A 25941-nucleotide genomic window follows, 5' to 3' on the forward strand; every position below is an offset into this window, starting at 1 on the left:
AATATGTGAGGGTTGCCCATTCAATAAGCCCCCGCTTTTTCTAGTATGGACTGGATGTTTGTAAATCCTCTTTCTTTAGCATGCTGAAGCGGAGTAACCCCTTCTTTATCGGGAATGTTTACATCAGCATTGTGCTCTATTAACATCTGTACAATTTGCTGATATTCTTTACCTCCACTTCCTAAAAGAACAGCTTCCATTAATGCAGTCCAGCCAAGATTGTTAATATGATTGACATCGATATCTGTATAAGTGAGAAGTTCCTTTACAACTTCAACATGGCTGCGCTCTGCTGCCGGAATTAATGCTGTATCGCCAAATTGATTCATTATCTTTGGATCCGCACCTGCTTCAATTGTTAACTTTAAAATTTCTAAAGTCCCCTCTGCTGCAGCATATAAAAATGGATTATCTTTGTGATTATCTTGAATATTTACATCTGCTCCAGCTGCCAGTAATGTTTTCGCAGTATCAATATGGTTATAATACGTCGCTGCCATAACTGGTGTTTCCCCTTGTGTACCTCTTACATTCAAATTTGCTCCGCTGTTTATCAATTTTACAACTGTTTCTGTATCTCCGAGCTGTGCTGAAAGTAATAACTGCTTATCCATCCAGTTCTCTTTCTTTGTATCTACGTCTTCCTTTTTCACTATCATCAACTCTGTTTGATTCTGTTTTCCGCAAGCCGTCATTACCACCAATAATCCAAGTAACACGAGAAATGAACCGTTTTTTCTTTGCACAGTCTCATCCCCTATGGAAGATTGTATTTTGCTAACCATTCCTTCATAACATACAATAACTCTTCTTGAATATTCTTATCCACAAGCCCTTTATATTCCTTCATTAAGCCTAGCATTGTATGATTTTTCTCAACTTCTCGTAAAATATGATTCATATTCGGAATGATGTGCCACTCTGCCTCACCTGCTACATATTCAGCAATATCCTTTGCTTGTTCTGGCGGCACTTGTATATCCCGATCTCCAGTAATCGCTAAAACAGGACATGTTACTCTCTCTAAGTACTCTACGACATTGTATTGAAATTGTTCACGTATCCACTTTGCATTTACCTTTGCCCCTTTTATTCGCATAACAGGATTTGATGATTGTTGTATTTTTCCCATCACCGTTTCATTCTGTTTCTTAATACGTTGTGGAAGTTTTAAAAAGCGATATAGCCATCCTCGAAATCCATCTGTTTCTTCTAGTTCTTTTACTACCATTTCCATTTGTTTTGGAAGTACCGTTTTCGAAGGTTCAGCTACGCCGCTAAGTAAAATTAAGTTAGCAACTGATTCCCTTACATAAATTGCGGGCGCAAGTAAAGCACCTTCACTATGCCCCAGAATTACGATTCGCTTTGGATCAATTTGCGGATGCTCCTTCAAAAAGCGTACGCAAGCAACCCCATCATCAATTAAGTCTGCAACACCTGTTTTGTAATAATCGCCCTCACTTTTGTGCGTACCACGCTTATCGTAACGCAGCGTTGCAAATCCTAATGACGTGAAATAATCTGCTAAATCTTTATATAAATGTAGTTTTAAACCGCGAACATTTCCATCCCGATCTCCTTTTCCAGTGCCGCCAATAAGTAAAATTGCCGGGTATGTTGGTGCGTCGTATGCCGGAATTGTTAACGTCCCTTGAAGTGAAACTGTACTTGCAATTGTAACAAACAATTCTTTCCCCATCTTTTTTATTCTCCCTTCCCATTTCTTTCAGGAATGATAATTGTTGAAATTGTTCTTCGCTTACGCTCTGGAGATGGCTTGCGCTCCATTGCTTTTAAAAATACTCCACTCATTTCCTGTATAAATTCTTGAAACTCCTCATCACTCATATAAAAACTTGCTTGTCGATATCCCACTCCGTCTTTCTCAAAATCAATATGATCTTGCTGCAAGTAATCTTTAAAATTTGCTATAAGCTGTGTGACAAACATCATGAAATATTGCATATGTTCTTCTTTTGTTACATCTTGCAAATCATTTTGTGAAACATTGGCCACACTGATATTTAACACATATAGTTTTTCAACTGTTCCTCGTATTTGTGTTTCCTGAGCAACTTGTAAAATATTTGCTGTTGTTAATTTTTCTAAATGACGATATAACGTCGCTTGTGGAATATGAGGTAATTTTTTAGCAAGCTGCTTTGCAGTTAATTTTTCCCCTCCAATAAACTCTTGAATAAGTTGAAATCGAATCGGATGAAATAATATATCCATCTTTTTTTCTTTCATATTTAAAACCCTACTTCCTTTTCTATATCTTATGATTATATTATCAATTATGATAACAAAAATAAATACAAAATTAATTTTAATTCATATTAAAAATATTAATAGATAGCAATGAATAGAACCCTTCGGTATATCATTTTTCGTTACAAAAAAACGAGCACATGTATTACTTACACACATACTCGTTTTTGTATTTTTTATATTTTAATAAAATGAAATTTATTCGCATCCCGTTATTAAAAAATCATCTTCTACTTTGCACAATACTGTATTCGTATCTACTTCCTGTCCAACTGCTACATCTACAGATAATACATTTCCACTAATTCCAACCGCTGCTTCTTCTAATATCCCTTTATTATTTCTAATAATAAGCAGCTTTTCCCATTCATATACATAAGACGTTTCATTGATTAACACTTCTTCTACTACTCCATTACATGGACTATAGACACTTTCAATAACTGCTTTCATACAAGCTCTACTCCTTACTTTCCTATTCAAAATCTCATTTTCCTCACCCATTCTAACACTGTTATTCCAGATCTTTTATATTTTAAAAGGTTTGAATTGTATTACATTTTCTAGTTATCTATACCAATATAATAAATCCGTCATATCATAAACCTGTGAACAAAATGAACTATATAAAAATTATGCTTTTAATAAATTTATTTCTCTAATTATTTACCAGTTATCCTTTATCACGTATTATGACCGTAATAACTTTATTATCTGAAAATTAAATCTTTTATTGTAAGCGCAATCAATCTATTAAGGAGGGATTTTTCATGTTAGCACTATTTGGATTTGCGATGGTATTTGTGTTCATGTTTTTAATTATGACAAGGCGAATGTCCGCACTAGTAGCCTTAATGCTTATTCCTACTTTATTTGCTGTAATAAGCGGTTTTTATGCTAATGTAGGTCCGATGATGCTAGCGGGGATTAAAAATCTAGCACCTACTGGTATCATGTTAATGTTTGCAATTTTATACTTTGGCATTATGATTGATAGCGGTTTATTTGATCCCGTTATTTCGAGAATATTAAAAGTGGTAAAAGGTGATCCATTAAAAATTGTTGTTGGAACAGCCATTTTAACATTACTTGTTTCTTTAGATGGCGATGGAACTACAACATATATGATTACTGTATCTGCTATGTATCCGCTGTATAAACGCCTTAATATGAATCCACTCATTTTGGCCGGAATTGTCATGCTAGGCGCTGGTGTAACAAATATTATTCCATGGGGTGGTCCTACTGCTAGAGCAATGAGCGCACTTGGCCTTGATGCTTCTCAATTATTTACACCGCTTATTCCTGCGTTAATTGGAGGGGCACTATGGGTTATTTTTGTTGCTTACATGCTTGGAAAAAAGGAACAGAAACGATTAGGAATCGTCGATATTCAATTTTCCAAAGCAGAGAAATCAGCTTTTACAGAACAAGCAGCAACTGTAGAAGTCTATGATTATAAACGCCCAAAATTATTATGGATTAATTTCTTATTAACTGTAGCTCTTATGACATGTTTAATTATGGAAATCTTACCTCTTCCTGTTTTATTCATGATTGCCTTTGCAATCGCTGTCATGATTAACTATCCGAACCTCGAACAACAAAAAGAACGGATTGCTTCTCATGCTGGAAATGTATTATCAGTTGTTTCCTTAGTATTTGCAGCTGGTATTTTCACGGGTATTTTATCAGGCACAAAAATGGTCGATGCGATGGCACATAGTTTAGTTGCTCTTATTCCAGATTCCCTTGGCCCACATCTTCCAATCATTACAGCCATTACAAGTATGCCATTCACGTTCTTTATGTCCAATGATGCTTACTATTTCGGTGTACTACCTATTCTTACAAAAGCTGCGGCAAACTATGGCGTTAGCGCTGCTGAGATGGGACGAGCTTCCTTATTAGGACAACCTGTTCATATGCTTAGCCCACTCGTTGCATCCACATATTTATTAGTAGGAATGGCAAAAGTTGATTTTGGAGATCATCAACGATTTACATTAAAATGGGCAGTTGGAACGACACTCTTTATGTTGTTCATTGCTATTCTTACAGGAGTAATTTCTTTTTAAAGTGAAACTTCCATCAGTGGGGGTCTTACTGTCCGCGAATAGCGGGATAAAAAAGCCTGCATCATAATAATTTGTAACATGTATAATCATGTTTTAGGCTAATAAGATAGAAATCGGACTCACTTATTCTATACAAGAAACTCCTTTCTCATAAGGAGTTTCTTTGTTTATCTACTCTGGGCTATTTCCCACAAAAAAGAGCAGCCCCTTTGTATACGAGCTGCTCTTCCCCTTTTTTAAATTATGAAGAAATAGGAAAATATCTTCTTTCTGGTCGTCCCACATTTCCATAAATCAGTTCAGCATAAATTCTCTTCTGTGAAATTAAATACTCTAAATATCGCCTTGCTGTCGAACGGCTGACTCCTGATTCTTTACTAAGCATTTCCGCAGTTATTCCGTTATCCTCCATTGTTAACACACACTGTAAAATTTTTTTTAGAGTCAAAGGATCAATCCCCTTAGGCGAATGTTCTATATGAGTACTCCCCCCCTGATTTCTCCTGTTCCATAAACTTTCAATCTGTTCTGGTGATAATTTTTGAGATTGCTTCAATTTCTCCACTTTATTTTGATAGTTTTCGAGACTTTCCTTGAACCTTTCAAACATAAGCGGTTTTACAATATAATCAAATACCCCGCCACGGAGTGCACGCTGAACAACCTCAACTTCAGATGCTGCAGTAATCATAATGACATCTGTATCTGGCACATTATGACGAATGAACGTTACTAAATCTGTTCCTTTCATATCAGGTAAATAAACATCAAGTAATACAAGCTGCGGCTTTACAAGCTCTATCCATTCCTTTGCTTGCTCCCCTGTTATTGCTGTACCCACTACAGTAAACCCTTCTACTTTATCAGTAAAACGGCGATGAATTTCAGCAATGCGAACATCGTCCTCTACAATTAACACCTCAATAGTTTGAGACATGTTATTCCCCTCTTTCCTTTGGTAACGCCACAATAAATAAAGCTCCCCCTAAGTCCCCTTTTTCAATCGTAATGTTACCATGCAATTCATCTACTAATTCTTTCACTTTAGCCAATCCATATCCACGCTTTTCGCCTTCTTTCGTGGAAAAACCTTTATGAAAGATATGTGCAACAATCTTATCATCAATTCCAGGTCCAGAATCTTCTACTTCAATAATAATTTCATCTCCAATATCTGTTACAAATAAGTTTACTATTTTCTTATTCTCTTCTTTTCTCTCTACTGCTTCGAAAGCATTCGTAATTAAATTGCCGAGAATTGATACAACATGGTTACTATCTATATGAGCTGGCAATTGTTTCAAACAACTCTCTCGATCTATTGTTAAATCAATTTTTAACTCTCTAGCACGATTATAAAAACCAACTATAATTCCTCCTAACCACGGATTTTGTAATTTTGTCATAATAAATTGTACAAAATCCTGCTGAATGGCCGTTTCTTTATGAATGAGTTCTATCGCTTCCTCATAAGACTCTAGTTGAATTAATCCTGATAATGTATATAAAAAATTCTTATATTCATGTGTCTGCGCACGAAGTGCTTCTGTATATGTTTTTACTTGTGAGAGTTCTTCAGTTAACTGATCAATCTCTGATTTTAGACGGAAACTAGAAACAACTCCGATTACTTCATTTTCTACTTTGACAGGCAATCGATTTACAATCACTACTTTCCCGTTTAAATCCATTTGTCGATCCAATTGTTCCTCTCCAGTCCGAAGTACTTCTAATATGGAAGAATTGGGCACAATTTGCAAAATAGGCTCCCCAATAACAGACTCCTCTTGCCTTAGAGAAAGGATGTCGCAGGCTGCATGATTTACTAAACTAATACATCCTCGTTTATCAATAACTATAATCCCTTCACGTACAGATTGAATTACAGCGCTATGCTCCTCATACAAAGAAGAAATCTCTTCCGGCTCTAATCCAAACATTAATTTTTTAATACCCCGTGCCAAATAGACAGAACCAACAATACCTACTACAAGTCCACATACAGCTACCCACAAGATTGGAACACTATGTTTTTCTATTACTTCATGTATATCCTCCGCAAGAAACCCCACGGACACAACTCCTATAACCCTATTCGTTTCATCACGAATTGGAACTTTCCCGCGTACAGAAAGCCCTAAAGTTCCAGTCGCCTTTGATACGTAAGACCTTCCCTCTTTTAGCACACCTTCGTTATCTCCACCAACCATTTTTTCACCGATTCTATCTGGTACAGGATGCGCGTAACGAATTCCTTCCTTATTACCGACTACAATAAATTCTGCGCCCGTTTCAGCTCGAATTTGTTCTGCAATTGGCTGAATCACTTCAGATGGATGATTTGTATGAAATGCATTACGAATTTCTGGTATAGAAGCCACTGTCTTAGCTACCTGTAAAGCTCTTTTCCCAATTTGATCTTCCATGCTATCAGATAATATGTAATAAAATAAAATACTCATTTGAACGATAACAAACAAAACAAGAATACCTATAAATAATGCAACTCTTGGCTGCAATCTTAGTTTTTTCAGTTTCAAAGCAAGATCCCCTAACTGATACCACACTTTATTTTTTAGAATATACAGAAATTTAATTCTGCATGATATGAACCATATTCCCCTTATCTATATTGTACTAAGAGATCTATTTCCTATACAAGCTATGAATCTATAACCAGCCTTATAGCAATGTAATCCCTATGTTACTTGATTCAATTATATCCAACCCCTTTTTTAGATATATTAAAAATAAGAAAACCCTAGAGTTTTTTCTAGAGTTTTCTTATTTTTAACTAATTATTCTCTTTGTTTTCTTCAACTACTTGCACAACCATTTTTTCCTTAGGTGTCTGCTGCACTGCACCTTTTCCTGCAAAACTCTCCAGCAATTCTTTTAAATCAATGCCAGAAGAAGCTTTTAATGTTTCTTGCATGGTCGCCATTAAATCTGTTGCATAGCCTGCTACTTTACCAGCACCGCTGTTTTTTCCACCGCCGCCTGTATCCACAACTGTAATTTTGTCGATATTACTAAGCGGGCTTGCAATTTCTTTCGCATAACTTGGTAACATTTTGAGTACCATATCCATAATCGCTGCTTGACCGTATAGTTCGAATGCTTCAGCAATTTTTTGTTTTGCTTCTGCTTCGGCAAGACCTTTTAGTTTAATAACGTCTGCTTCGGCTGTACCTTGTGCTTTTTGTACTTCTGCTTTTGCTAAACCTTCAACGCGTACTTCTTCTGCCCGCGCTTTTGCTTCCGCTTCAATTTTATACTGATCAGCATCTGCTTTTTTAATTTGTTTCACTTTTTCTGCTTCGGCCGCTTGCTCAACTGCATAACGATCAGCGTCTGCTTTTTTCTTTACTTCTGCATCGTATTGCTTTTCACGGCGAGCAATTTCTTTTTCTTCTAATTCAATTTGTTTTTCACGCTCAATAATTTTTACACGCATTTGTTCTTCTGTTACACCTTGTTGTGCTTTTGCTTGCTGTAATTCATATGAAAGGTCCGCATCAGCACGTGCTTGTTCTTGCTCCCTTTTATATGATTGCACCTTTAATTCTTTATGTTTCTCAGCTTCAGCAATTTGTGCATCGCGTTGATACTCTGCTTCTTTTGCTTCTTTTTCAGCACGCGCCTTTTCAATCCTTGCCTCTTTTTCTCGTTCTGCGTTTGCAATTTGTGCATCACGTTTTACTGTCGCAATTTGCGGTTGGCCAAGTGCATCTAAATATCCGTTTTTATCACTAATCTCTTTAATCGTAAATGATACAATGCGAAGTCCCATCTTCTTCAAATCAGTCGAAGCAACTTCGTGTACTTTCTGGGCAAACTGTTCTCTGTTACTATACGCATCTTCTACTGTCATCGAAGAAAGAATTGCTCGTAAATGCCCTTCTAACACTTCTTTTGCCTCTACCTTTAGCTCTTCTGTTTCTTTTCCTAAATATTGCTCTGCTGCTGTTGATACTTCTTCAATTGTAGAACCTACTTTAATAATAGAAACACCATTTACTGTTACAGGAACACCTTGCTTCGTATATGTATCGCGTGTTCCTACTTCTAGCTTATAGTTTAGTAAGCTAAGAGGTTCCGCTTGTTGCATAATCGGCACAACAAATGTACCGCCGCCGCGAATAATTTTAATCTTCTTACCATCATCTGTTGTAACAACATTTTTCCCGGTGCCGAGCCCACTTCCTGTTACAATCAAGGCTTCATCCGGCCCAACAGTACGATATTTTGTAATAAAAACTAAAATAAGGATTGCTAATATCGCTAATAAAACACCGCCAATAATTAATGGAACCATAATATATCCCCCTTACAATTTAGGTTTTTTTAAAGAACAAGTTATGTTTTGCACAAGCAAAACACCATCTTGTACTCCTTCTACAATGACATAAGACCCTTGGGAAATATCTTTTTTCCCAACTGTTTTTGCCGGTATCGCATTGCTTCCAAATTGAGAGGACACCAGCACCTCACCAAAACCTTCTTTCGGAATCGTAATCAGCACTTCACCCTTGCAGCCAATAAATTCATCCATACGCTGCACTGTATTTTGCTCTGCTTTAGAAATGGGTGCTAAAACAAGCATTTTCATTGTAATAACACCAACAAGTGCAAGAAAAAAAGAAATAACAAAAATAGAAACACTACTCCAAGGAAATATATATTCTAATATGTAACCAAACCCACATAGCATAGCAAGAAAACTAAATAACAGTGTAAAAGGCGAAGTAGCTCCGCTTGATATACTAAAAAGAGATTCTAAAATATCCCCAAAAAGCAAATAAAGAATGGCAATAGCTGCAGTTATAATAAGTCCATATAAATAAATTGTTTCAATTGGAAAATGAAATAACATACTGCTTCACCCCTTTCACCATAAGCGAAACTTTAATCAATGAAGGTTTTTTCTCCAATTTACCCTCTTCCCTTTTTGCTGAATTTTGAAATAGTGATATCACTGCCCTTTTCTTAATATGCATTCTACCTCCCTTCTAATTATCTTAATTTTCAGTTATTTAAACTTTTAAAAATAGAGCCTTATACTACAGACTCCCAAAAAAAGAACAGGAGGAAGCTATGGTGACAGCCTCCTCCTGAAAATAAATTACTATATTATACATTTATAGAATACATTTTTTTACATAAAAAGTAAAGAATTATATATATTGGTGTTTTCTTTGTAACTCAATTTTATCCCTATACTATCTATATTTTATTGATGTATTCATTATGATCATATCAATAAAATATAATGTTTCGTTTTTAAAATTATATATTTTTATAAAAAATACTGTAAATCAACTCGAATTATCCAAACAAAATACTGCTGCTGTAGCAAGTTTAGTATCACCCATGACTATTTTTGATTCAATAGACTTTATCGCAGGAAAAACAAAACTTCACTCCTTTGAACTTGTACGTTGTGTTCGCACAACAAAAGTATACATTCAAAACTCTGTAAATAAAGAGTTCGAAAAAAACGAACAAACAACACGGAATTCTAGCAAGTTTGACATTTCATTTGAAGTTGAATTAAATATTACTTTAAACTTTAAAACATTGTAGAAACAATGTCTTTTTTTATTATTATTCTCTAATTCAATTTATGATAAAATCTTTTAAGCATCCTATAAATAAGGAGTCTTGTCCTATGGAAAATTTCTCTAAAGGTTTATTAATTATATTTCTAATTTTAATATGTAGTTGTATTGTTTTCGGTATATAACATAGTTTTTATTATTGAACTCCCCCCGCCTTAGGGGATGAATCGCTAGAAATGATAAACATGGAGCAAAAATCTGTATTATAAATAGACGCGGATTTTTATGCATTTATGGACAAACAAATAAGCCTTCCTCATGTGAAGAGAATATCTTAATCACATAGGAGGGAAAACATGAAAAAAGAACAACTCATTCTTACTATACTTGGAAGCAGCGGCGGTGCTGCTCGCGCATTTTTATCTTTATTAAATCATGCTGTGAAAGACATTCATAATCCTTTATACTCTCAGTTGCAAAACTGTTCCATTCATTTAATTGACATAAAGCAAAAACCGCAATCCTATTTTAAAGATACGTATCCTGCATTATACGATAGTTTTACATTCCATGTGTTCGATCTAAGCGATAACACATTATTTCGAAATCATCTACAAAAAACGGGGACAACCCTAGTCATTGATGCTTCCTTAGCAGATGCAGTAGAAATGTTAACATGCTGTAATGAATTTGGTGTGCATTATATTAATACGGCACTGCAATCACCAAAAATCGATGCGAATGAGCATATAAAACGCTTCAGTTTACTAGAAAGACAAAATTTCTTTGAGGAGCATAAACCTACCTTCACACAAATGACAGGTATTATTTGTTCCGGTATGAATCCCGGCGTCGTTCAATGGATGGCAATTAAATTAATGAAGCAAAATCCTACGGAAATCCCCGTCGCTTGTTTCATCGTCGAACACGATACAACTTTCTATCATGATCCAACTCTTATTAAAGAAAAAACAGTATACTCGACATGGTCTCCAGCAGGTTTTTTAGAAGAAGGCATTTTAAACTATCCTCTTTTTATGAAACATCAAACCCCCATTCTCTTATGTAACACCGCTTATGAACAAGAGTTTAAAGTAACATTAGGAGATAAACAGTTTTTCGGTTGTTTAATGGGGCACGAAGAAGTAATTAATCTCGGAAAATTGTACGATATGGAGGTTGGCTTTCTGTATCGTATCAATGATTATATGACACAATTAATCCATGACAATCAACATAACATTGATGAACTATGGAGCTGGAATCATCACGTATTAAATCCCGAAATGGGACAACTTATCGGTGAAGACTTAATTGGTGTATTACTTGTGTATAAAGACAAAGAAGTATATATGTACAATACAACTGCTACCCAACATGTGTACACACAATACGGAACAAACGCAACCTATTTTCAAGTAGCTTGCGGCGTTTACGGGGCACTCGCTAGCCTCTTACTCGATGATTTACCACTTGGTTGTCATTTTGTAGATGAACTTCTGTTAAATACAGATTCAAAGTACGGTCAGTATCTTTCTTATTATATGAAAGATTTTGTAATAGGAGAAAATCATACAACAGATGGTTTATTATTTGATCGCATGAAAAAGATTGAGTAGTTTTTTCTACTCAATCTTTTTGGTTTCACTTAAAAACAAAAACCCCTGCACTTAGGGGTTTAAGCCATCTGCTCTTTCGATTCTTCACGGAAAAAGCTTTTCATCGCATGAAACACGTCAGCTTTTTGTTTTAAAATATAATAGCGAAACTTCTCATCTTTCACATTTTTATATGCTGACATGAGTGTACTGTGACGATTGTACTGATTCACTTCTCCGTACCCAAACATGTTAGATACTGTCATTAACTCTTGCACAAGTTTCACACAGCGGGCATTATCAGATGTTAAATTATCTCCATCTGAGAAGTGGAACGGGTATATATTATAGCGTTCCGGAGAATATTTTGTTTCAATCAATTCTAATGCTTTTCTGTATGCTGATGAACAAATTGTTCCACCGCTTTCACCTTTTGAGAAAAATTCTTCTTCTGTAACAACCTTTGCTTCTGTATGGTGTGCGATAAATTCAATATCTACTGTTTCATATTTCGTGCGTAAAAAACGTGCCATCCAGAAGAAAAAGCTACGAGCCATATATTTTTCCCAAAGTCCCATCGAACCGCTCGTATCCATCATCGCTAACACAACAGCTTTTGATTCCGGCTTCAAGACTTCGTTCCACGTACGGAATTTTAAATCTTCTTGTTTAATTGGATGAAAAGCTGGATTGCCATTCATTGCATTTCGTTTATAAGCAGATATCATTGTCCGTTTTTTATCAATGTTTCCCCAAAGTCCTGTTTTACGAATGTCGTTAAATTCAATGTGTTCAATACGATTTTCATCCCGTTCTTTCTGCTTTAAGTTAGGAAGCTCTAATTCCTTAAAAAATGCTTGCTCAAGCTCTAAAATCGATACCTCTGCCTCGTAGTAATCTTCTCCTGCAGAGTCTCCGGCTCCTTTCCCTTTCCCTGGTCCCTTTTGCTTTTGGCCACTCGATCCATCTCTCGCTACAACATCACCGACTTTACTATCACCTGTTCCTTGACCGACATGTTTATTTTTATCATAGTTATAACGAATTTTATATTCATCTAATGAACGAATTGGTATTTTTACAACATCCCTGCCATTGGACATGATAATACTTTCTTCTGTAACAAGGTCTGGTAAATTATTTTTTATTGCCTCTTGTACTTTTTCTTGATGCCGTTGTTGGTCATCATGTCCTTTCCGATGGAGGGACCAATTTTCCTGTGAAACCGTATAATTATATTGATTTTCTTCTTCCATTCCTTTCCCTCCTTACTTAGTTTTTTATGATTTCACTTAAACACAGATTAAAACATTAGCTTCTTCGTTAGAAAACAAACAGTGAAAAAACAAATCCTACTAAGAAAAATTTCCTTCTACATTTTCATAATTAAGAAAGAAACACAATGCATTGTTGCACACTTTACAGCTGCACAACATATTGTATTGTGTTGGCTTTTTTCTGTATGAATGGTTGGTTACTCTATCATATGCTCGTTGTGAAAATAATTGACAAATAAATTCATAAGATTGCATTTTAATTTACTCATAATGGACAAGCACCTCTTATAATTGAAAAAATATAAAAAAGCTGCCTCCTTCCAAGAGACAGCTTTTCTTTTTCTACAACTATGATTATTATCGATTTAACAAACTACCTACATAACGCAGTAATTCGTTTGCAGATGTGGAATTATAGCCATGTTCATCAATTAATCGTGCTACAACATTATTAATTTTCTTCAGCTGATTTTCATCCGGCGTTTTCGTTGAAGTCGTAATCTTCACAACATCCTTCAAATCGGCAAATAGTTTCTTCTGGATTGCTTCACGAAGACGCTCATGTGAATTATAATCAAATCGCTTCCCTTTGCGAGCATATGCAGAGATACGAATTAAAATTTCTTCACGGAACGCTTTCTTCGCATTTTCAGAAATGCCAATTTGTTCTTCAATGGAGCGCATAAGTTTTTCATCCGCACTCATTTCTTCTCCAGTTAATGGATCACGTAGTTTCGATTTATTACAGTATGCTTCTACGTTATCTAAATAATTATCCATAAGTGTCTTCGCAGATTCTTCATATGAATATACAAATGCTTTTTGTACTTCTTTCTTCGCAATTTCATCATACTCTTTACGTGCTAATGAAATGAAATTCATATAGCGCTCACGATCTTCATTGCTAATAGATGGATGTTGATCTAAGCCATCCTTTAAAGAACGTAGTACATCTAAAGCATTAATTGATGCTACTTCTTTACGAATAATTGTAGAAGAAATACGATTGATAACATAACGCGGATCAATTCCACTCATACCTTCATCTTGATATTCGCGCTGCAGTTCCTCTACATCAATAGCATTGTATCCTTCTACCATTTCACCATCATATAAACGCATTTTCTTAATTAAATCGATGTCTGGCCGCTTCGGATCTTTTAAGCGTGTTAAGATTGTAAACATTGCTGCAACGCGAAATGTATGCGGTGCAATATGAACATTGGCAACATCACTTTCATGAATCATTTTTTCATAAATATGCTCTTCCTCACTTACCCGTAAGTTATATGGAATTGGCATTACAATAATCCGCGAATGAAGTGCTTCATTTTTCTTATTAGAAATAAAAGAACGATATTCTGTTTCATTCGTATGCGCAACAATTAATTCATCTGCGGAGATCAGTGCAAATCGCCCTGCTTTAAAATTTCCTTCCTGCGTTAACGATAATAAATGCCATAAAAACTTTTCGTCACATTTTAACATCTCTTGAAATTCCATCATCCCACGGTTCGCTTTATTTAATTCTCCGTCAAAGCGGTAAGCGCGTGGATCTGATTCTGAACCAAATTCAGCAATAGTAGAAAAATCAATACTACCTGTTAAATCAGCAATATCTTGTGATTTCGGATCAGATGGACTAAATGTTCCAATCCCTGTTCTGCGATCTTCTGAGAAGAAAATACGCTCCACAATTACATCTTCAATTCTGCCCCCATACTCTTGTTCTAGACGCATTAAGTTTAATGGTGACAAGTTTCCTTCAATTCGCACGCCATACTCTGCATAAAAATCATCACGTAAATGATGAGGAATAAGATGAAGCGGATCTTCATGCATTGGGCACCCTTTTATTGCAAAAACTGAACCGCGATCTGTATGTGAATATGCCTCTAATCCGCGCTTTAACATCGTAACTAATGTAGATTTCCCACCACTAACTGGTCCCATTAACAATAAAATCCGTTTTCTTACATCTAAACGTTTTGCAGATGGATGAAAATACTCTTCTACAAGGCGCTCTAATGCTTCTTCTAATCCAAATAATTGATTACTAAAGAAATTGTATTTTTTCCGGCCGTCTACTTCCTCAATTCCAGCATCCTTAATCATATTATAAATACGAGAATGTGCTGTTTGCGCCACCCATGGTCTTTCTTTCAGAATTTCTAAATAGTCAGCAAATGTACCTTCCCACTTTAAGCGTTCTTCTGCTTCCCGGTGCTGTTCGATTTTCTTTAAAATATCCATTATAGCTCCTCCCCCATCTCCTTGTTCAAGCGGATTATTATAAAACTATGCGAGGATGTCCTTAAACATTCATACGAATCAAAATGAAATCACATACAAACTTTATAAATTTTATTACCAAAATTGAAAGAAAATTCGTTATAATACAAGTAATGGGGAATGAATATGAATGGGAGGCTAAATTCTCATGAAACTTTTATTAATTTTGGGTGTTATGCTCACATTTCTCACTGCAATTTTTACATCAGGATATAATGATAAACCAGGAACAAAATAAAAAGTGATGAGCTTGATGCTCATCACTTTTTATCTGTTTTAAAATAGAATCTCTCAATATCGTTTATAGAAAGAGGCTTATTAAAATAATAACCTTGGGCCAAAATCGCATTTTTTTCTTTCAAAAATTGAATTTGTTCTGCCTCCTCTACTCCTTCGGCAATAACATTCAATCCCAGTGTGTGGGCAAGATCAATAATAGCTGTCGTAATATTTGTCCCCTTTTCATCCGCACCCACTTCTTGCATAAAAGATCGATCAATTTTTAAAGTATCAATGGGATATTGTTTTAAGTAGCTAAGCGATGAATATCCTGTTCCAAAATCATCAAGATGAATTTCCAACTGCTTTTCTTTTAAGCGAATAAGCACTTTCTCTGATAATTCTTTATGCATTAAAGCTCCTTCTGTAATTTCAATTGTTAGTAAATGCGACGGAATACGATATGTTGTTAAAGCATTCGTAACGGCCTCTATTAATTTAAAAGAACGAAAATGCTTTGCAGAAATATTTACTGCAATTGGTACAGGAGTAATCCCCTTGTCCAACCATTCACGTATTTGTCTGCACACTTCATGTAATACCCACTCATCAATTTTAAGAATAAATCCCGTTTTTTCTGCAAGTGGAATAAACTCTTCAGGTGACACATTTCCGAGTTCTTTATTGTTCCAACGAAGCAAAGCTTCCATCCCTACCATCTCTTCTGTCACAATATTAATTTGCGGCTGATAATATACTGTAAACTCATTACGCTCTAGAGCTTGATGCAATTGATTTTCCATCATAAATTGTTTCTCACGCTGCGCATTGAGACCGCAATGGTAGAAGCTATAGTTACCTTTTCCTTGCTCTTTTGCATGTACTAATGCTACGTCCGCACATTTTAATAATATTTTCTCATCTTCTCCGTCTGTAGGTGACATTACAATTCCAATAGAAGCATTTATATATACTTCCTCTTCCTTTATGACAAAACGCTTCTCCATTCCTTTTAATAACATCCGAACAAATTTTTCAACGCACTCTTTATCTGTATGTTCTTTTACAATCACAAATTGATTACCATGCTCTCGAAAGAGATATGCTTCCTTTGGAAGAAGAGATTTTAAACGTCTTGCCACTTTTTTTAATACTTCGTCTCCAGTTTCATAACCAAATATATCATTGATCAAATGAAACTGATCTAAGTCTATAAGAATCAGTGTAAAGTTCTTTTTTCCCCTTAACAAATGAGCTAACATTTCTGTACATGAAATACGATTCAATAGGCCTGTCAGTTGATCATAGTAGGCTAGATGTTCTGTTTTCCGTTCATTTAGTATCTGCTTCGTAATATCCCGTGCTATAAAATATACACCAGTAATCTGGCTGTTAATAATAATTGGAACAGTTTTAAACGATACATACAATTCGTAGCCATTTTTATGATCAGATTTTTTGGCAGAAACCTGGTTAGTATAACCTTGTAACGCATCTTGAAACATGTTTTTAAATTTATTTATGTCCTCATCTGCAATATATTGAAAGATAGATTGATTTTTCAACTCAGCATCACTGTAACCAAAAATCGTATATGTCGCAGGATTTGTATACATAATTTTTCCCGTTAAGTCAAGCGATATAATAGCATCATCATTATATTCTAATAAGGATTGAAATAACATTTGCTTTTCTTGGATTTCTGCCTTCTCCTGTATCTGCTCTGTAATGTTACGTGTAATACAAATAATATATTGGCATGTGCCATCCTCTGAACATATTGGATTTAATGATGACTCATAATGTGAAATTTCTCCTGTATGTAAGGTCACATAATCACGAAACGTACTTGCTTTTTTCTTTTGTAAGACATCCTCATATTGTACTTGTAGTAAATGGGCAACATCTGAAGGTAATAATTCTTGAAATGTCTTACCATAACAACTTTCATCTAAATTCGCATATTGCAGCCCTTTCTCATTCACATATATATATTGAAACCATTTATTTTCTACAACTTTTACAATAAACACTAAATCTTGAATGGCATGAAGCAATCCTTGGTGAATTAAATTCATATCTATATCCTGTAAAAAGCTAACTATACTTTTCTTGTTTTTACATAATTCTTTCATCAGCATCGCAACCTGTCTTATTTTGTATTTATATATACTATTTTAGCGTAATTTGTCGTTTTTTTAAACAGATGCAAATTTTTATCAAAAATATTAATTTTCTTCCAAAAAAAAGCCGTCATAGGACGGCTTTTAATAAACGATTTCTACATCTAATCCTGGATAATTTTGTTGACGCAATGCCTCATAAATTAAAATTGCTGCAGTATTAGATAAGTTTAAAGAACGGACTTTATCAGTCATTGGGATGCGTAAGCAATGATCAAAATTCTCTTCAATCACATTTGCTGGAAGACCATTTGTTTCTCTTCCAAATACGAAATAGTAATCTTGTTCTACATTGCCATAATCAAATGTCGTGTGGGCTTTCTCACCATACTTTGTTAAGTAGAAAAACTCACCATTTGCATTTTTTTCATAAAATTCCTCAATAGAATCATAATACGTAATTTTTACGTGTTCCCAATAGTCTAATCCAGCACGCTTTAACGCTTTATCGTCAGTAGAAAATCCAAGCGGTCTAATTAAATGTAATTCCGTACCCGTTGCTGCACAAGTACGCGCGATATTACCTGTATTCGCTGGAATTTCTGGTTGATATAAAACAACATGTATTCCCACAATGTTCACCTCAATCTTTTTCTACTACGTATTATACCACTTGGGCAAAAAATCTCTAGTCGTTATCGAGAATATGAAAAAACTTATATTTCATTTGCGGTGTATACTTACTTGAGTCTTCATAATTCCAATAACGCCTGCGACTATTGGCAGAATGCGCATTTACAAGGGGCATACCATTCGCATCTTTTGCTACGACAATCGTTGTATGATTCCATCTTCCATCATCTTCAAAATCATATACGATCACATCCCCAAGCATAAGATCTTCTGGTTTCTCCATTTGTTTTGCTCGAAGTCCTGCGGAAGTACTTGATAAGTACCAATGAAAGGAATGTGCTACCGCCCAGCTCCAGCTCCATTGGCTGTTTTGCTGCCACCACCCACTGCGAATATTCGGATATCCAGTCATCGGCGTTTCCCCGGCATGAAGACATTGTGAAATAAAATTTGTACAATTATCAGGGAAGTTCTGATAAGCTGGATTACGGTCATCCCACCACCGCTCTGCATATTTTACTGCCTCTAATCGATTATAACTATATGGGATATATTGTCCTTTTCCCTTTATTACTTCTCGTTCTAACGTTCCAATTTTCTCTTCATCCATTGGTGTTCCAATCATTATATCTTGCGTGATACATCCATCTTCTAATCGTAAACGCCTCTCCATTTGTTCTTCCTCTACATAAAATAAATGATGATGACGAATGAGATACTGAAAATGAATTTGATAATCTACCTCATCATAGTTAACGCCTTTTAACTGTCTAATAAAAGATACATTAGCATTGCTCTTTACAATTTCAGCATTTCGCTGCTTAAAGAGCGTCCGTTTACGCTGTAGCATATCAACAATATCATCTGAAATTTCTTGTTCATCTATACGTTTATTTGTTATATAATCCAATTGCCTTTGAAGGCATTCTTGAAGATGCTGTTTTACAGTCATAACGCTTCCCTCCCCCTATTACAATATGAGGGAATGGGCAATAATCTGCTATTTTTTCTCAGCTAATAGTTCAAGACCACGATTCATTTCATGAAGTACTTCTTCATCTTTCTCCCGCTCTTTTGCTTTTTCAATAGCCTCTTGAACCCCTTCTCCACCAATTTTACCTAGTGCCCACGCCGCTGTTCCACGAATAACGGGACGAGGATCTTCTTTCATTACGGCAACTAAATCAGGAATAGCCGTCGTATCTTTAAAATGCGCAAGTGCCAAAATCGCATTTCTCTGCAATGGCTTTTTCCCCCGCCACGAACCAGACATAATACCATACTTTTCTTTAAAGTCACGATTGCTAATGGTCAGAAGGGGCTTTAATAGCGGCTTTACAAGTTCAGGATCTGGTTCCATTTCTGGGTGATTATGAAAATCCATCCCTTTATTTTTTGGACAAACAGTTTGACACGTATCGCATCCGTAAATGCGATTTCCAATCTTATCTCGGTATTCTTCCGGAAGAAATCCTTTCGTTTGCGTTAAAAACGCAATACACTTTTGAGCATTTAATTGTCCGCCTTGGACAAGCGCCCCTGTTGGACAAACATCAATGCACTTTGTACAGCTCCCGCATTGATCTTCAATTGGAGTATCTGGTGGAAAAGGAATATTTGTAATCATCTCACCCAAATACACATACGAACCAAATTCCGGCGTAATAATGGAACAGTTCTTTCCGCTCCACCCAATGCCTGCTCGCTCTGAAACGGCTCGATCGCTTAACTCTCCCGTATCTACCATCGATTTTACTTCTATCCCTGGTAAACGTTCAATTAAATATGCTTCCAGCTTCTCTAAACGATCACGCAGAACGAGATGATAATCTTGTCCCCAAGAAGCACGGCAAAAAATACCTCGTCGCTCACCACGTTTGCTTAGCGGTGCATTTTTCAATTTTGAAGGATAAGCCAATGCAATCGCAATAATTGATTTTGCACCTGGTAATAATAATTGCGGATTCGTTCTTTTTTCTATATCAGACTCTTCAAATCCAGATTGGTATCCTAATTGTTGCTGCTGCATAAGTCGTTGCTTTAACTCTTCAAATGGCGAAGCGCTCGCAAAACCTATTTTATCAATTCCAATTGTTTTACTATAAGCTATCACATCTTGCTTTAATTGTTCAAAGTTCACACTTACTCTGCTACTGAAAATGTGTACAAACATACCTATTCAGAGTTTTCCTGCTTCTACAAACCCTGCCTCGACACTTTGGCTTGTATAGTTCCATAGGCGTAAATTTCCGCCTAGTTACTGGTATATATGTTGATTAATTAAATTCATACAACATATTCTGTTTATTGAGGTTCCGCCTCTTTTCAGTAACAGTTTTACCGCCTTTCTTTTTATAGAATCCATATAGAGGTTGCTGTTCACGCTTTAATGTCCTCATTAATTATGTTTCATTTATATTTACAAACGATTCACCGCTTCTTAATATATTCACTGATAAATATCCCACTTTGTTAAACAATACATATTATAGGAAATTCCACATTACTATTTTCACATATATTCCTGCATTCCAAACATAAAAAAACGCAATACCTCGTTTATCTAAGAAACGAAACACTGCGTTGATCACAATTATTATGGGAATTTGGAATGAGATTTGGAGCGGGTGAAGAGAATCGAACTCTCGACCAGAGCTTGGAAGGCTCTTGTTTTACCACTAAACTACACCCGCAAATATAAAGAAAATATTAATTTTTTGTTAACTTATGTTAAGAAGTATAGCATGGAATATTAGGTGTTGCAAGAATTTTATCGAAAAAAGTCGAAAAAGTGATGAATTATTCATCACTTTTTCGCTTCTTTCTCAATTGCATTTTTAATACTATCATAGTCTGGGTTAGCAAGTTTACCATTTACGTATATGGATGGTGCACCTTGTACTTTTAACTTCTGAGCAAGGTCAAGATCCTTCTGTACTTTATCTTTTATTTCCTTACTATTTAAATCCTTTTTAAACTCCGTTACATCAATACTAGGTAGCTTTTGCTTTACGATATTTACTAATAGATCCTCTGTAATCCACTTTTCATCTTCATTCTTTTGATTTTGATATATTTCATCATAAAATGCCCAAAAAGCTTTTGGATCTTGCTTATAAATCGCTTCTCCAGCAGCTGCTCCTAAATCAGAATCTTTCCCAATGAATGGAAAGTTAATAAAATGCAGCTGAACTTTCCCTTTGTTAATATACTCTTCTTTTAAACGTGGTAATACCGTTGCATCCCATGTACGACAAGCTGGACATTTAAAATCTCCAAACTCAACAATATGAATCGGAGCATCTTTCTCTCCTAACGATTGTTGTGTGCCATATAAAAATGTATCTTTTCCATTTTCCGTCTTGTTACTCACGATGCTATATGCAATTGTCCCAATTACAATCAGTGCCGCAATAGAAAAAATAACGCCGAGAATTATAATATTTTTTGATTTCATACACATTCCTCTTTAATGTTTTTATTCTTTGTATGATGCTTATACACATTACTCATGATATCAATTCTCATATAAACAGTCCATTGAAGTCGCTCACAAAATCAGCAAAATTAAACAAATGTGACAATATTGTGTCTCACTTCTCTTAAATTCATTCACTAAAAAAAGAGTAAGTTCATTTTGAACTTACTCTTAACTAACCGCTTTTTCCTGCTGTACTGGTTGACTTTTTGGAATATCATTACGAATAATAAGCTTTTCATTTGTAGCTTGTACATATTCCGCGTGAGTTATATATCCTTCTCGTTCCATAAGCTTTAACACCATATTACGTCTTTCTACAGCTTTATCATAGTGCTGTACAGGCGAATAATAAGTAGGAGCTTTCACAACAGCTGCAAGCATAGCACTTTCACTTAATGTTAATTGATCTACCGTTTTACCAAAATAAAGCTTCGCCGCATTCTCAACGCCCCATGCTCCTTCTCCATAATAAATATTGCTTAAGTACAGTTTTAAAATCTCATTTTTCGTAAATGTTCGCTCAATTTTTTTTGTATAGAAAACTTCATTCCATTTACGAGAAAATGTTCGGTCTGTTGTTAAAAAAACATTTTTAGCAAGCTGCTGAGTTATTGTACTGCCACCTTGTACAACACCGCCCGCCTTTATATTTTCCACTGCCGCTCTAACAATTGCAATATAGTCTAGCCCATTATGATGATAGAAGCGCTTATCTTCTGTTGCAATAAATGCATTACCTAACTGTTCTGGCACCTCAAAATGAACAGGTACTTTCAATTTACTTATATCTTTTTGTTCAATCATTTTATTTCCAACAAATAATAATGCACAACTTAGTACTACTAATAATATAAGAGCTTTATACAAAAATTTTGTTCTCGGAATTAAAGTAATATTATGATCAAAAGCAGTACGAGATACTGTTCGTTCTTTCACGACAGACACCCCCCGTTTCTCTAACATTCATTGTTCTTGATTTAAGAATACCTTGCTTTTTAAAAATATCCAATCGATTTCTCTTACAACTACCTTACAAAGTTGTAAGAGAAATCACTTGAAAGAAAAAAACGTTTCCCACTGCAGTAGGAAACGCTTAATATTATAGAGTATCCACTCATATTTTACACTTATAAATAAACACAAAAAAAACGAGTTATCCTCGTCTAAACAGTACCGATGGTCGGGGTCGAACCGACACTCCTTACGGAACACGATTTTGAGTCGTGCGCGTCTGCCAATTCCGCCACATCGGCATAATATGGAGGCGGCAACCGGATTCGAACCGGTGGTAAAGGTTTTGCAGACCTCTGCCTTACCACTTGGCTATGCCGCCATATTAAATTTGGAGCGGAAGACGGGATTCGAACCCGCGACCCCAACCTTGGCAAGGTTGTATTCTACCACTGAACTACTTCCGCAAAAATGGCTGGGCTAGCTGGATTCGAACCAGCGCATGACGGAGTCAAAGTCCGTTGCCTTACCGCTTGGCTATAGCCCATCGAATAATTAATACATTATATGATTTATTATCATTTTTATTACTTTAAATATCCAAACTCGACATTTAGTATATTATCACAATTAATTTGAATTGTAAAGTAATATTAAAAATGGGGCGACTGATGGGAATCGAACCCACGAGTGTCGGAGCCACAATCCGATGCGTTAACCACTTCGCCACAGCCGCCATGCTGTGTTGGCAGGGGCAGTAGGAATCGAACCCACACCGGAGGTTTTGGAGACCTCTGTTCTACCGTTAAACTATGCCCCTATATAAAATGTAAATGGTGGAGGGGGGCAGATTCGAACTGCCGAACCCGAAGGAGCGGATTTACAGTCCGCCGCGTTTAGCCACTTCGCTACCCCTCCGACTTACATGGTGCCGGCTAGAGGACTTGAACCCCCAACCTACTGATTACAAGTCAGTTGCTCTACCAATTGAGCTAAGCCGGCATTATAATGTATAAAAATTGCTATTTATTTAAAATGGTGGCTCGGGACGGAATCGAACCGCCGACACGAGGATTTTCAGTCCTCTGCTCTACCGACTGAGCTACCGAGCCTTCATAAATGGCGGTCCCGACCGGGGTCGAACCGGCGATCTCCTGCGTGACAGGCAGGCATGTTAACCACTACACCACGGGACCATTTGGTTGCGGGGACAGGATTTGAACCTGCGACCTTCGGGTTATGAGCCCGACGAGCTACCAGACTGCTCCACCCCGCGATGATATTTATAAAATTATATGGTGGAGGATGACGGGATCGAACCGCCGACCCCCTGCTTGTAAGGCAGGTGCTCTCCCAGCTGAGCTAATCCTCCAAAGTGGTGACCCGTACGGGATTCGAACCCGTGTTACCGCCGTGAAAGGGCGGTGTCTTAACCACTTGACCAACGGGCCAAAATGTTATGGCGGAGAGCAAGGGATTCGAACCCTTGATACGCTTATGACGTATACACGATTTCCAATCGTGCTCCTTCGGCCATCTCGGACAGCTCTCCAATTGGCTCCGCAGGTAGGACTCGAACCTACGACCGATCGGTTAACAGCCGATAGCTCTACCACTGAGCTACTGCGGAATACTGTAAGCCTGGCAACGTCCTACTCTCACAGGGACAAAGTCCCAACTACCATCGGCGCTAGAGAGCTTAACTTCCGTGTTCGGTATGGGAACGGGTGTGACCTCTCTGCCATCATTACCAGACTATATTCAATTGAGACAATCATTATTATACTTGATTCAAAAAGAAAGTCAACAAGTTTTTATATTCTCTCAAAACTAGATAACATCAATGTAGTATACATATTATATGGTTAAGTCCTCGATCTATTAGTATTCGTCAGCTCCACATGTCACCATGCTTCCACCTCGAACCTATCAACCTGATCATCTTTCAGGGATCTTACTAGCTTACGCTATGGGAAATCTCATCTTGAGGGGGGCTTCATGCTTAGATGCTTTCAGCACTTATCCCTTCCGCACATAGCTACCCAGCTATGCCCTTGGCAGAACAACTGGTACACCAGCGGTGCGTCCATCCCGGTCCTCTCGTACTAAGGACAGCTCCTCTCAAATTTCCTACGCCCACGACGGATAGGGACCGAACTGTCTCACGACGTTCTGAACCCAGCTCGCGTACCGCTTTAATGGGCGAACAGCCCAACCCTTGGGACCGACTACAGCCCCAGGATGCGATGAGCCGACATCGAGGTGCCAAACCTCCCCGTCGATGTGGACTCTTGGGGGAGATAAGCCTGTTATCCCCGGGGTAGCTTTTATCCGTTGAGCGATGGCCCTTCCATGCGGAACCACCGGATCACTAAGCCCGACTTTCGTCCCTGCTCGACTTGTAGGTCTCGCAGTCAAGCTCCCTTATGCCTTTGCACTCTACGAATGATTTCCAACCATTCTGAGGGAACCTTTGGGCGCCTCCGTTACTTTTTAGGAGGCGACCGCCCCAGTCAAACTGCCCACCTGACACTGTCTCCCGGGTCGATAAGACCCGTAGGTTAGAATTTCAATACAGCCAGGGCGGTATCCCACCAGCGCCTCCACCGAAGCTAGCGCTCCGGCTTCAAAGGCTCCCGCCTATCCTGTACAAGCTGTACCAAAATTCAATATCAGGCTACAGTAAAGCTCCACGGGGTCTTTCCGTCCTGTCGCGGGTAACCTGCATCTTCACAGGTACTATAATTTCACCGAGTCTCTGGTTGAGACAGTGCCCAAATCGTTACACCTTTCGTGCGGGTCGGAACTTACCCGACAAGGAATTTCGCTACCTTAGGACCGTTATAGTTACGGCCGCCGTTTACTGGGGCTTCAGTTCAGAGCTTCGCTTGCGCTAACCCCTCTCCTTAACCTTCCAGCACCGGGCAGGTGTCAGCCCCTATACTTCGCCTTACGGCTTCGCAGAGACCTGTGTTTTTGCTAAACAGTCGCTTGGGCCTATTCACTGCGGCTTTCCGTTAAGAAAGCACCCCTTCTCCCGAAGTTACGGGGTCATTTTGCCGAGTTCCTTAACCAGAGTTCTCTCGCTCACCTTAGGATTCTCTCCTCGCCTACCTGTGTCGGTTTGCGGTACAGGCACCTTTTATCTCGCTAGAAGCTTTTCTTGGCAGCGGGGAATCAAAGACTTCGCTCCATAAGGAGCTTCCCCATCACAGCTCAGCCTTCACGGTAAGCGGATTTGCCTACTTACCAGCCTAACTGCTTGGACGTGCACAACCAATCGCACGCTTCTTCTATCCTTCTGCGTCCCTCCATTGCTCAAACGATAAAGAGGTGGTACAGGAATATCAACCTGTTGTCCATCGCCTACGCCTGTCGGCCTCGGCTTAGGTCCTGACTAACCCTGAGCGGACGAGCCTTCCTCAGGAAACCTTAGGCATTCGGTGGACGGGAT

Annotated in this window: 18 protein-coding genes, 16 tRNA genes and 2 rRNA genes (1 of these 36 only partly in view); 2 read left to right on the forward strand and 34 right to left on the reverse strand. The window is 37.3% G+C overall.

The window, feature by feature from the left end:
- Positions 1–20 precede the first annotated feature (20 nt).
- From AB1279_RS21350 to AB1279_RS21365, 4 genes are all read right to left on the reverse strand, one after another.
- Positions 21–785 carry an ankyrin repeat domain-containing protein gene (locus AB1279_RS21350; protein ID WP_429760851.1) on the reverse strand — a complete coding sequence of 255 codons (765 nt, stop codon included), beginning with the start codon at positions 783–785 and terminating at the stop codon, positions 21–23.
- On the reverse strand, positions 758–1702 hold the full coding sequence (locus tag AB1279_RS21355; RefSeq protein ID WP_429760852.1) for an alpha/beta hydrolase family protein: 945 nt from the start codon (positions 1700–1702) through the stop codon (positions 758–760). Before AB1279_RS21355 ends, AB1279_RS21350 begins: the two co-directional genes overlap by 28 nt.
- Positions 1703–1707: 5 nt before the next feature.
- Positions 1708–2253, reverse strand: coding sequence for a helix-turn-helix domain-containing protein (locus AB1279_RS21360; RefSeq protein ID WP_429760853.1), 546 nt, complete (start codon positions 2251–2253; stop codon positions 1708–1710).
- Positions 2254–2472: 219 nt separating this feature from the next.
- Positions 2473–2727: a hypothetical protein gene (locus tag AB1279_RS21365; RefSeq protein WP_429760855.1), complete on the reverse strand. Its 255-nt coding sequence runs from the start codon at positions 2725–2727 to the stop codon at positions 2473–2475.
- A gap of 317 nt (positions 2728–3044) precedes the next feature.
- On the opposite strand from AB1279_RS21365, the gene AB1279_RS21370 reads away from it, so the two are divergent.
- A complete protein-coding gene (locus AB1279_RS21370) occupies positions 3045–4352 on the forward strand; it encodes a CitMHS family transporter (RefSeq protein ID WP_429752403.1) in 1308 nt (435 codons plus the stop codon).
- A gap of 241 nt (positions 4353–4593) precedes the next feature.
- Here AB1279_RS21370 and AB1279_RS21375 read toward each other — a convergent pair whose 3' ends face one another.
- The 4 genes from AB1279_RS21375 to AB1279_RS21390 all read right to left on the reverse strand — a co-directional run bounded on the left by AB1279_RS21375 (position 4594) and on the right by AB1279_RS21390 (position 9228).
- Positions 4594–5289: a response regulator gene (locus AB1279_RS21375; RefSeq protein ID WP_429752405.1), complete on the reverse strand. Its 696-nt coding sequence runs from the start codon at positions 5287–5289 to the stop codon at positions 4594–4596.
- 1 nt (position 5290) lies between these two features.
- Entirely contained in the window at positions 5291–6892 is a 1602-nt protein-coding gene (locus AB1279_RS21380) for an ATP-binding protein (protein WP_429760857.1), read from the reverse strand.
- Positions 6893–7146: 254 nt separating this feature from the next.
- Positions 7147–8673, reverse strand: coding sequence for a flotillin family protein (locus tag AB1279_RS21385; RefSeq protein ID WP_429761528.1), 1527 nt, complete (start codon positions 8671–8673; stop codon positions 7147–7149).
- Between the two features lie 9 nt (positions 8674–8682).
- Positions 8683–9228, reverse strand: a complete 546-nt coding sequence (locus AB1279_RS21390) for an NfeD family protein (RefSeq protein ID WP_429760858.1) — start codon at positions 9226–9228, stop codon at positions 8683–8685.
- Between the two features lie 1041 nt (positions 9229–10269).
- On the opposite strand from AB1279_RS21390, the gene AB1279_RS21395 reads away from it, so the two are divergent.
- Positions 10270–11532 carry an S-adenosylmethionine decarboxylase related protein gene (locus AB1279_RS21395; RefSeq protein ID WP_429752410.1) on the forward strand — a complete coding sequence of 421 codons (1263 nt, stop codon included), beginning with the start codon at positions 10270–10272 and terminating at the stop codon, positions 11530–11532.
- A gap of 59 nt (positions 11533–11591) precedes the next feature.
- Here the strand turns inward: AB1279_RS21395 and yhbH are convergent, their stop codons facing one another.
- The 26 genes from yhbH to AB1279_RS21525 form a co-directional block, all read right to left on the reverse strand.
- A complete protein-coding gene (gene yhbH / locus AB1279_RS21400; protein WP_429760859.1) occupies positions 11592–12767 on the reverse strand; it encodes a sporulation protein YhbH in 1176 nt (391 codons plus the stop codon).
- Positions 12768–13145: 378 nt separating this feature from the next.
- Complete coding sequence (locus AB1279_RS21405) at positions 13146–15041, reverse strand: PrkA family serine protein kinase (protein ID WP_377882737.1); 1896 nt, start codon at positions 15039–15041, stop codon at positions 13146–13148.
- A 299-nt stretch (positions 15042–15340) separates the two neighbouring features.
- Entirely contained in the window at positions 15341–17434 is a 2094-nt protein-coding gene (locus AB1279_RS21410) for a sensor domain-containing protein (protein WP_429760860.1), read from the reverse strand.
- Between the two features lie 132 nt (positions 17435–17566).
- Entirely contained in the window at positions 17567–18055 is a 489-nt protein-coding gene (trmL, locus tag AB1279_RS21415) for a tRNA (uridine(34)/cytosine(34)/5-carboxymethylaminomethyluridine(34)-2'-O)-methyltransferase TrmL (protein ID WP_429752418.1), read from the reverse strand.
- Between the two features lie 55 nt (positions 18056–18110).
- Positions 18111–19007: an amidase domain-containing protein gene (locus AB1279_RS21420; RefSeq protein ID WP_429760862.1), complete on the reverse strand. Its 897-nt coding sequence runs from the start codon at positions 19005–19007 to the stop codon at positions 18111–18113.
- A 48-nt stretch (positions 19008–19055) separates the two neighbouring features.
- Positions 19056–20195, reverse strand: a complete 1140-nt coding sequence (gene queG / locus AB1279_RS21425; protein ID WP_429752421.1) for a tRNA epoxyqueuosine(34) reductase QueG — start codon at positions 20193–20195, stop codon at positions 19056–19058.
- 479 nt (positions 20196–20674) lie between these two features.
- Positions 20675–20748 (reverse strand) — tRNA-Gly (locus tag AB1279_RS21430).
- Between the two features lie 113 nt (positions 20749–20861).
- Positions 20862–21512 (reverse strand): DsbA family protein, encoded by a 651-nt coding sequence (locus AB1279_RS21435; RefSeq protein WP_429760863.1) that lies wholly within the window; start codon positions 21510–21512, stop codon positions 20862–20864.
- A 192-nt stretch (positions 21513–21704) separates the two neighbouring features.
- Positions 21705–22472, reverse strand: coding sequence for a transglycosylase domain-containing protein (locus AB1279_RS21440; RefSeq protein WP_429760865.1), 768 nt, complete (start codon positions 22470–22472; stop codon positions 21705–21707).
- A 235-nt stretch (positions 22473–22707) separates the two neighbouring features.
- Positions 22708–22789 (reverse strand) — tRNA-Leu (locus AB1279_RS21445).
- 6 nt (positions 22790–22795) lie between these two features.
- Positions 22796–22869 (reverse strand) — tRNA-Cys (locus tag AB1279_RS21450).
- Between the two features lie 10 nt (positions 22870–22879).
- Positions 22880–22954, reverse strand: a tRNA-Gly gene (locus tag AB1279_RS21455).
- 5 nt (positions 22955–22959) lie between these two features.
- A tRNA-Gln gene (locus AB1279_RS21460) sits at positions 22960–23034 on the reverse strand.
- Between the two features lie 113 nt (positions 23035–23147).
- A tRNA-His gene (locus AB1279_RS21465) sits at positions 23148–23223 on the reverse strand.
- 10 nt (positions 23224–23233) lie between these two features.
- Positions 23234–23307 (reverse strand) — tRNA-Trp (locus tag AB1279_RS21470).
- Between the two features lie 14 nt (positions 23308–23321).
- Positions 23322–23405 (reverse strand) — tRNA-Tyr (locus AB1279_RS21475).
- Between the two features lie 8 nt (positions 23406–23413).
- Positions 23414–23489, reverse strand: a tRNA-Thr gene (locus AB1279_RS21480).
- A gap of 34 nt (positions 23490–23523) precedes the next feature.
- Positions 23524–23599: transfer RNA gene (locus AB1279_RS21485), tRNA-Phe, on the reverse strand.
- A gap of 8 nt (positions 23600–23607) precedes the next feature.
- A tRNA-Asp gene (locus AB1279_RS21490) sits at positions 23608–23683 on the reverse strand.
- 3 nt (positions 23684–23686) lie between these two features.
- Positions 23687–23763: transfer RNA gene (locus AB1279_RS21495), tRNA-Met, on the reverse strand.
- Positions 23764–23783: 20 nt separating this feature from the next.
- Positions 23784–23859: transfer RNA gene (locus tag AB1279_RS21500), tRNA-Val, on the reverse strand.
- 4 nt (positions 23860–23863) lie between these two features.
- Positions 23864–23938, reverse strand: a tRNA-Glu gene (locus AB1279_RS21505).
- 9 nt (positions 23939–23947) lie between these two features.
- Positions 23948–24039 (reverse strand) — tRNA-Ser (locus tag AB1279_RS21510).
- Between the two features lie 3 nt (positions 24040–24042).
- Positions 24043–24117: transfer RNA gene (locus tag AB1279_RS21515), tRNA-Asn, on the reverse strand.
- Between the two features lie 9 nt (positions 24118–24126).
- Positions 24127–24242: ribosomal RNA gene (gene rrf, locus AB1279_RS21520) — 5S ribosomal RNA — on the reverse strand.
- A gap of 106 nt (positions 24243–24348) precedes the next feature.
- Positions 24349–25941 (reverse strand): 23S ribosomal RNA (locus AB1279_RS21525); it runs 1329 nt beyond the window's last position.

It is taken from the genome of Bacillus sp. S14(2024), assembly GCF_050473785.1.
Lineage (GTDB): Bacteria > Bacillota > Bacilli > Bacillales > Bacillaceae_G > Bacillus_A > Bacillus_A yunxiaonensis.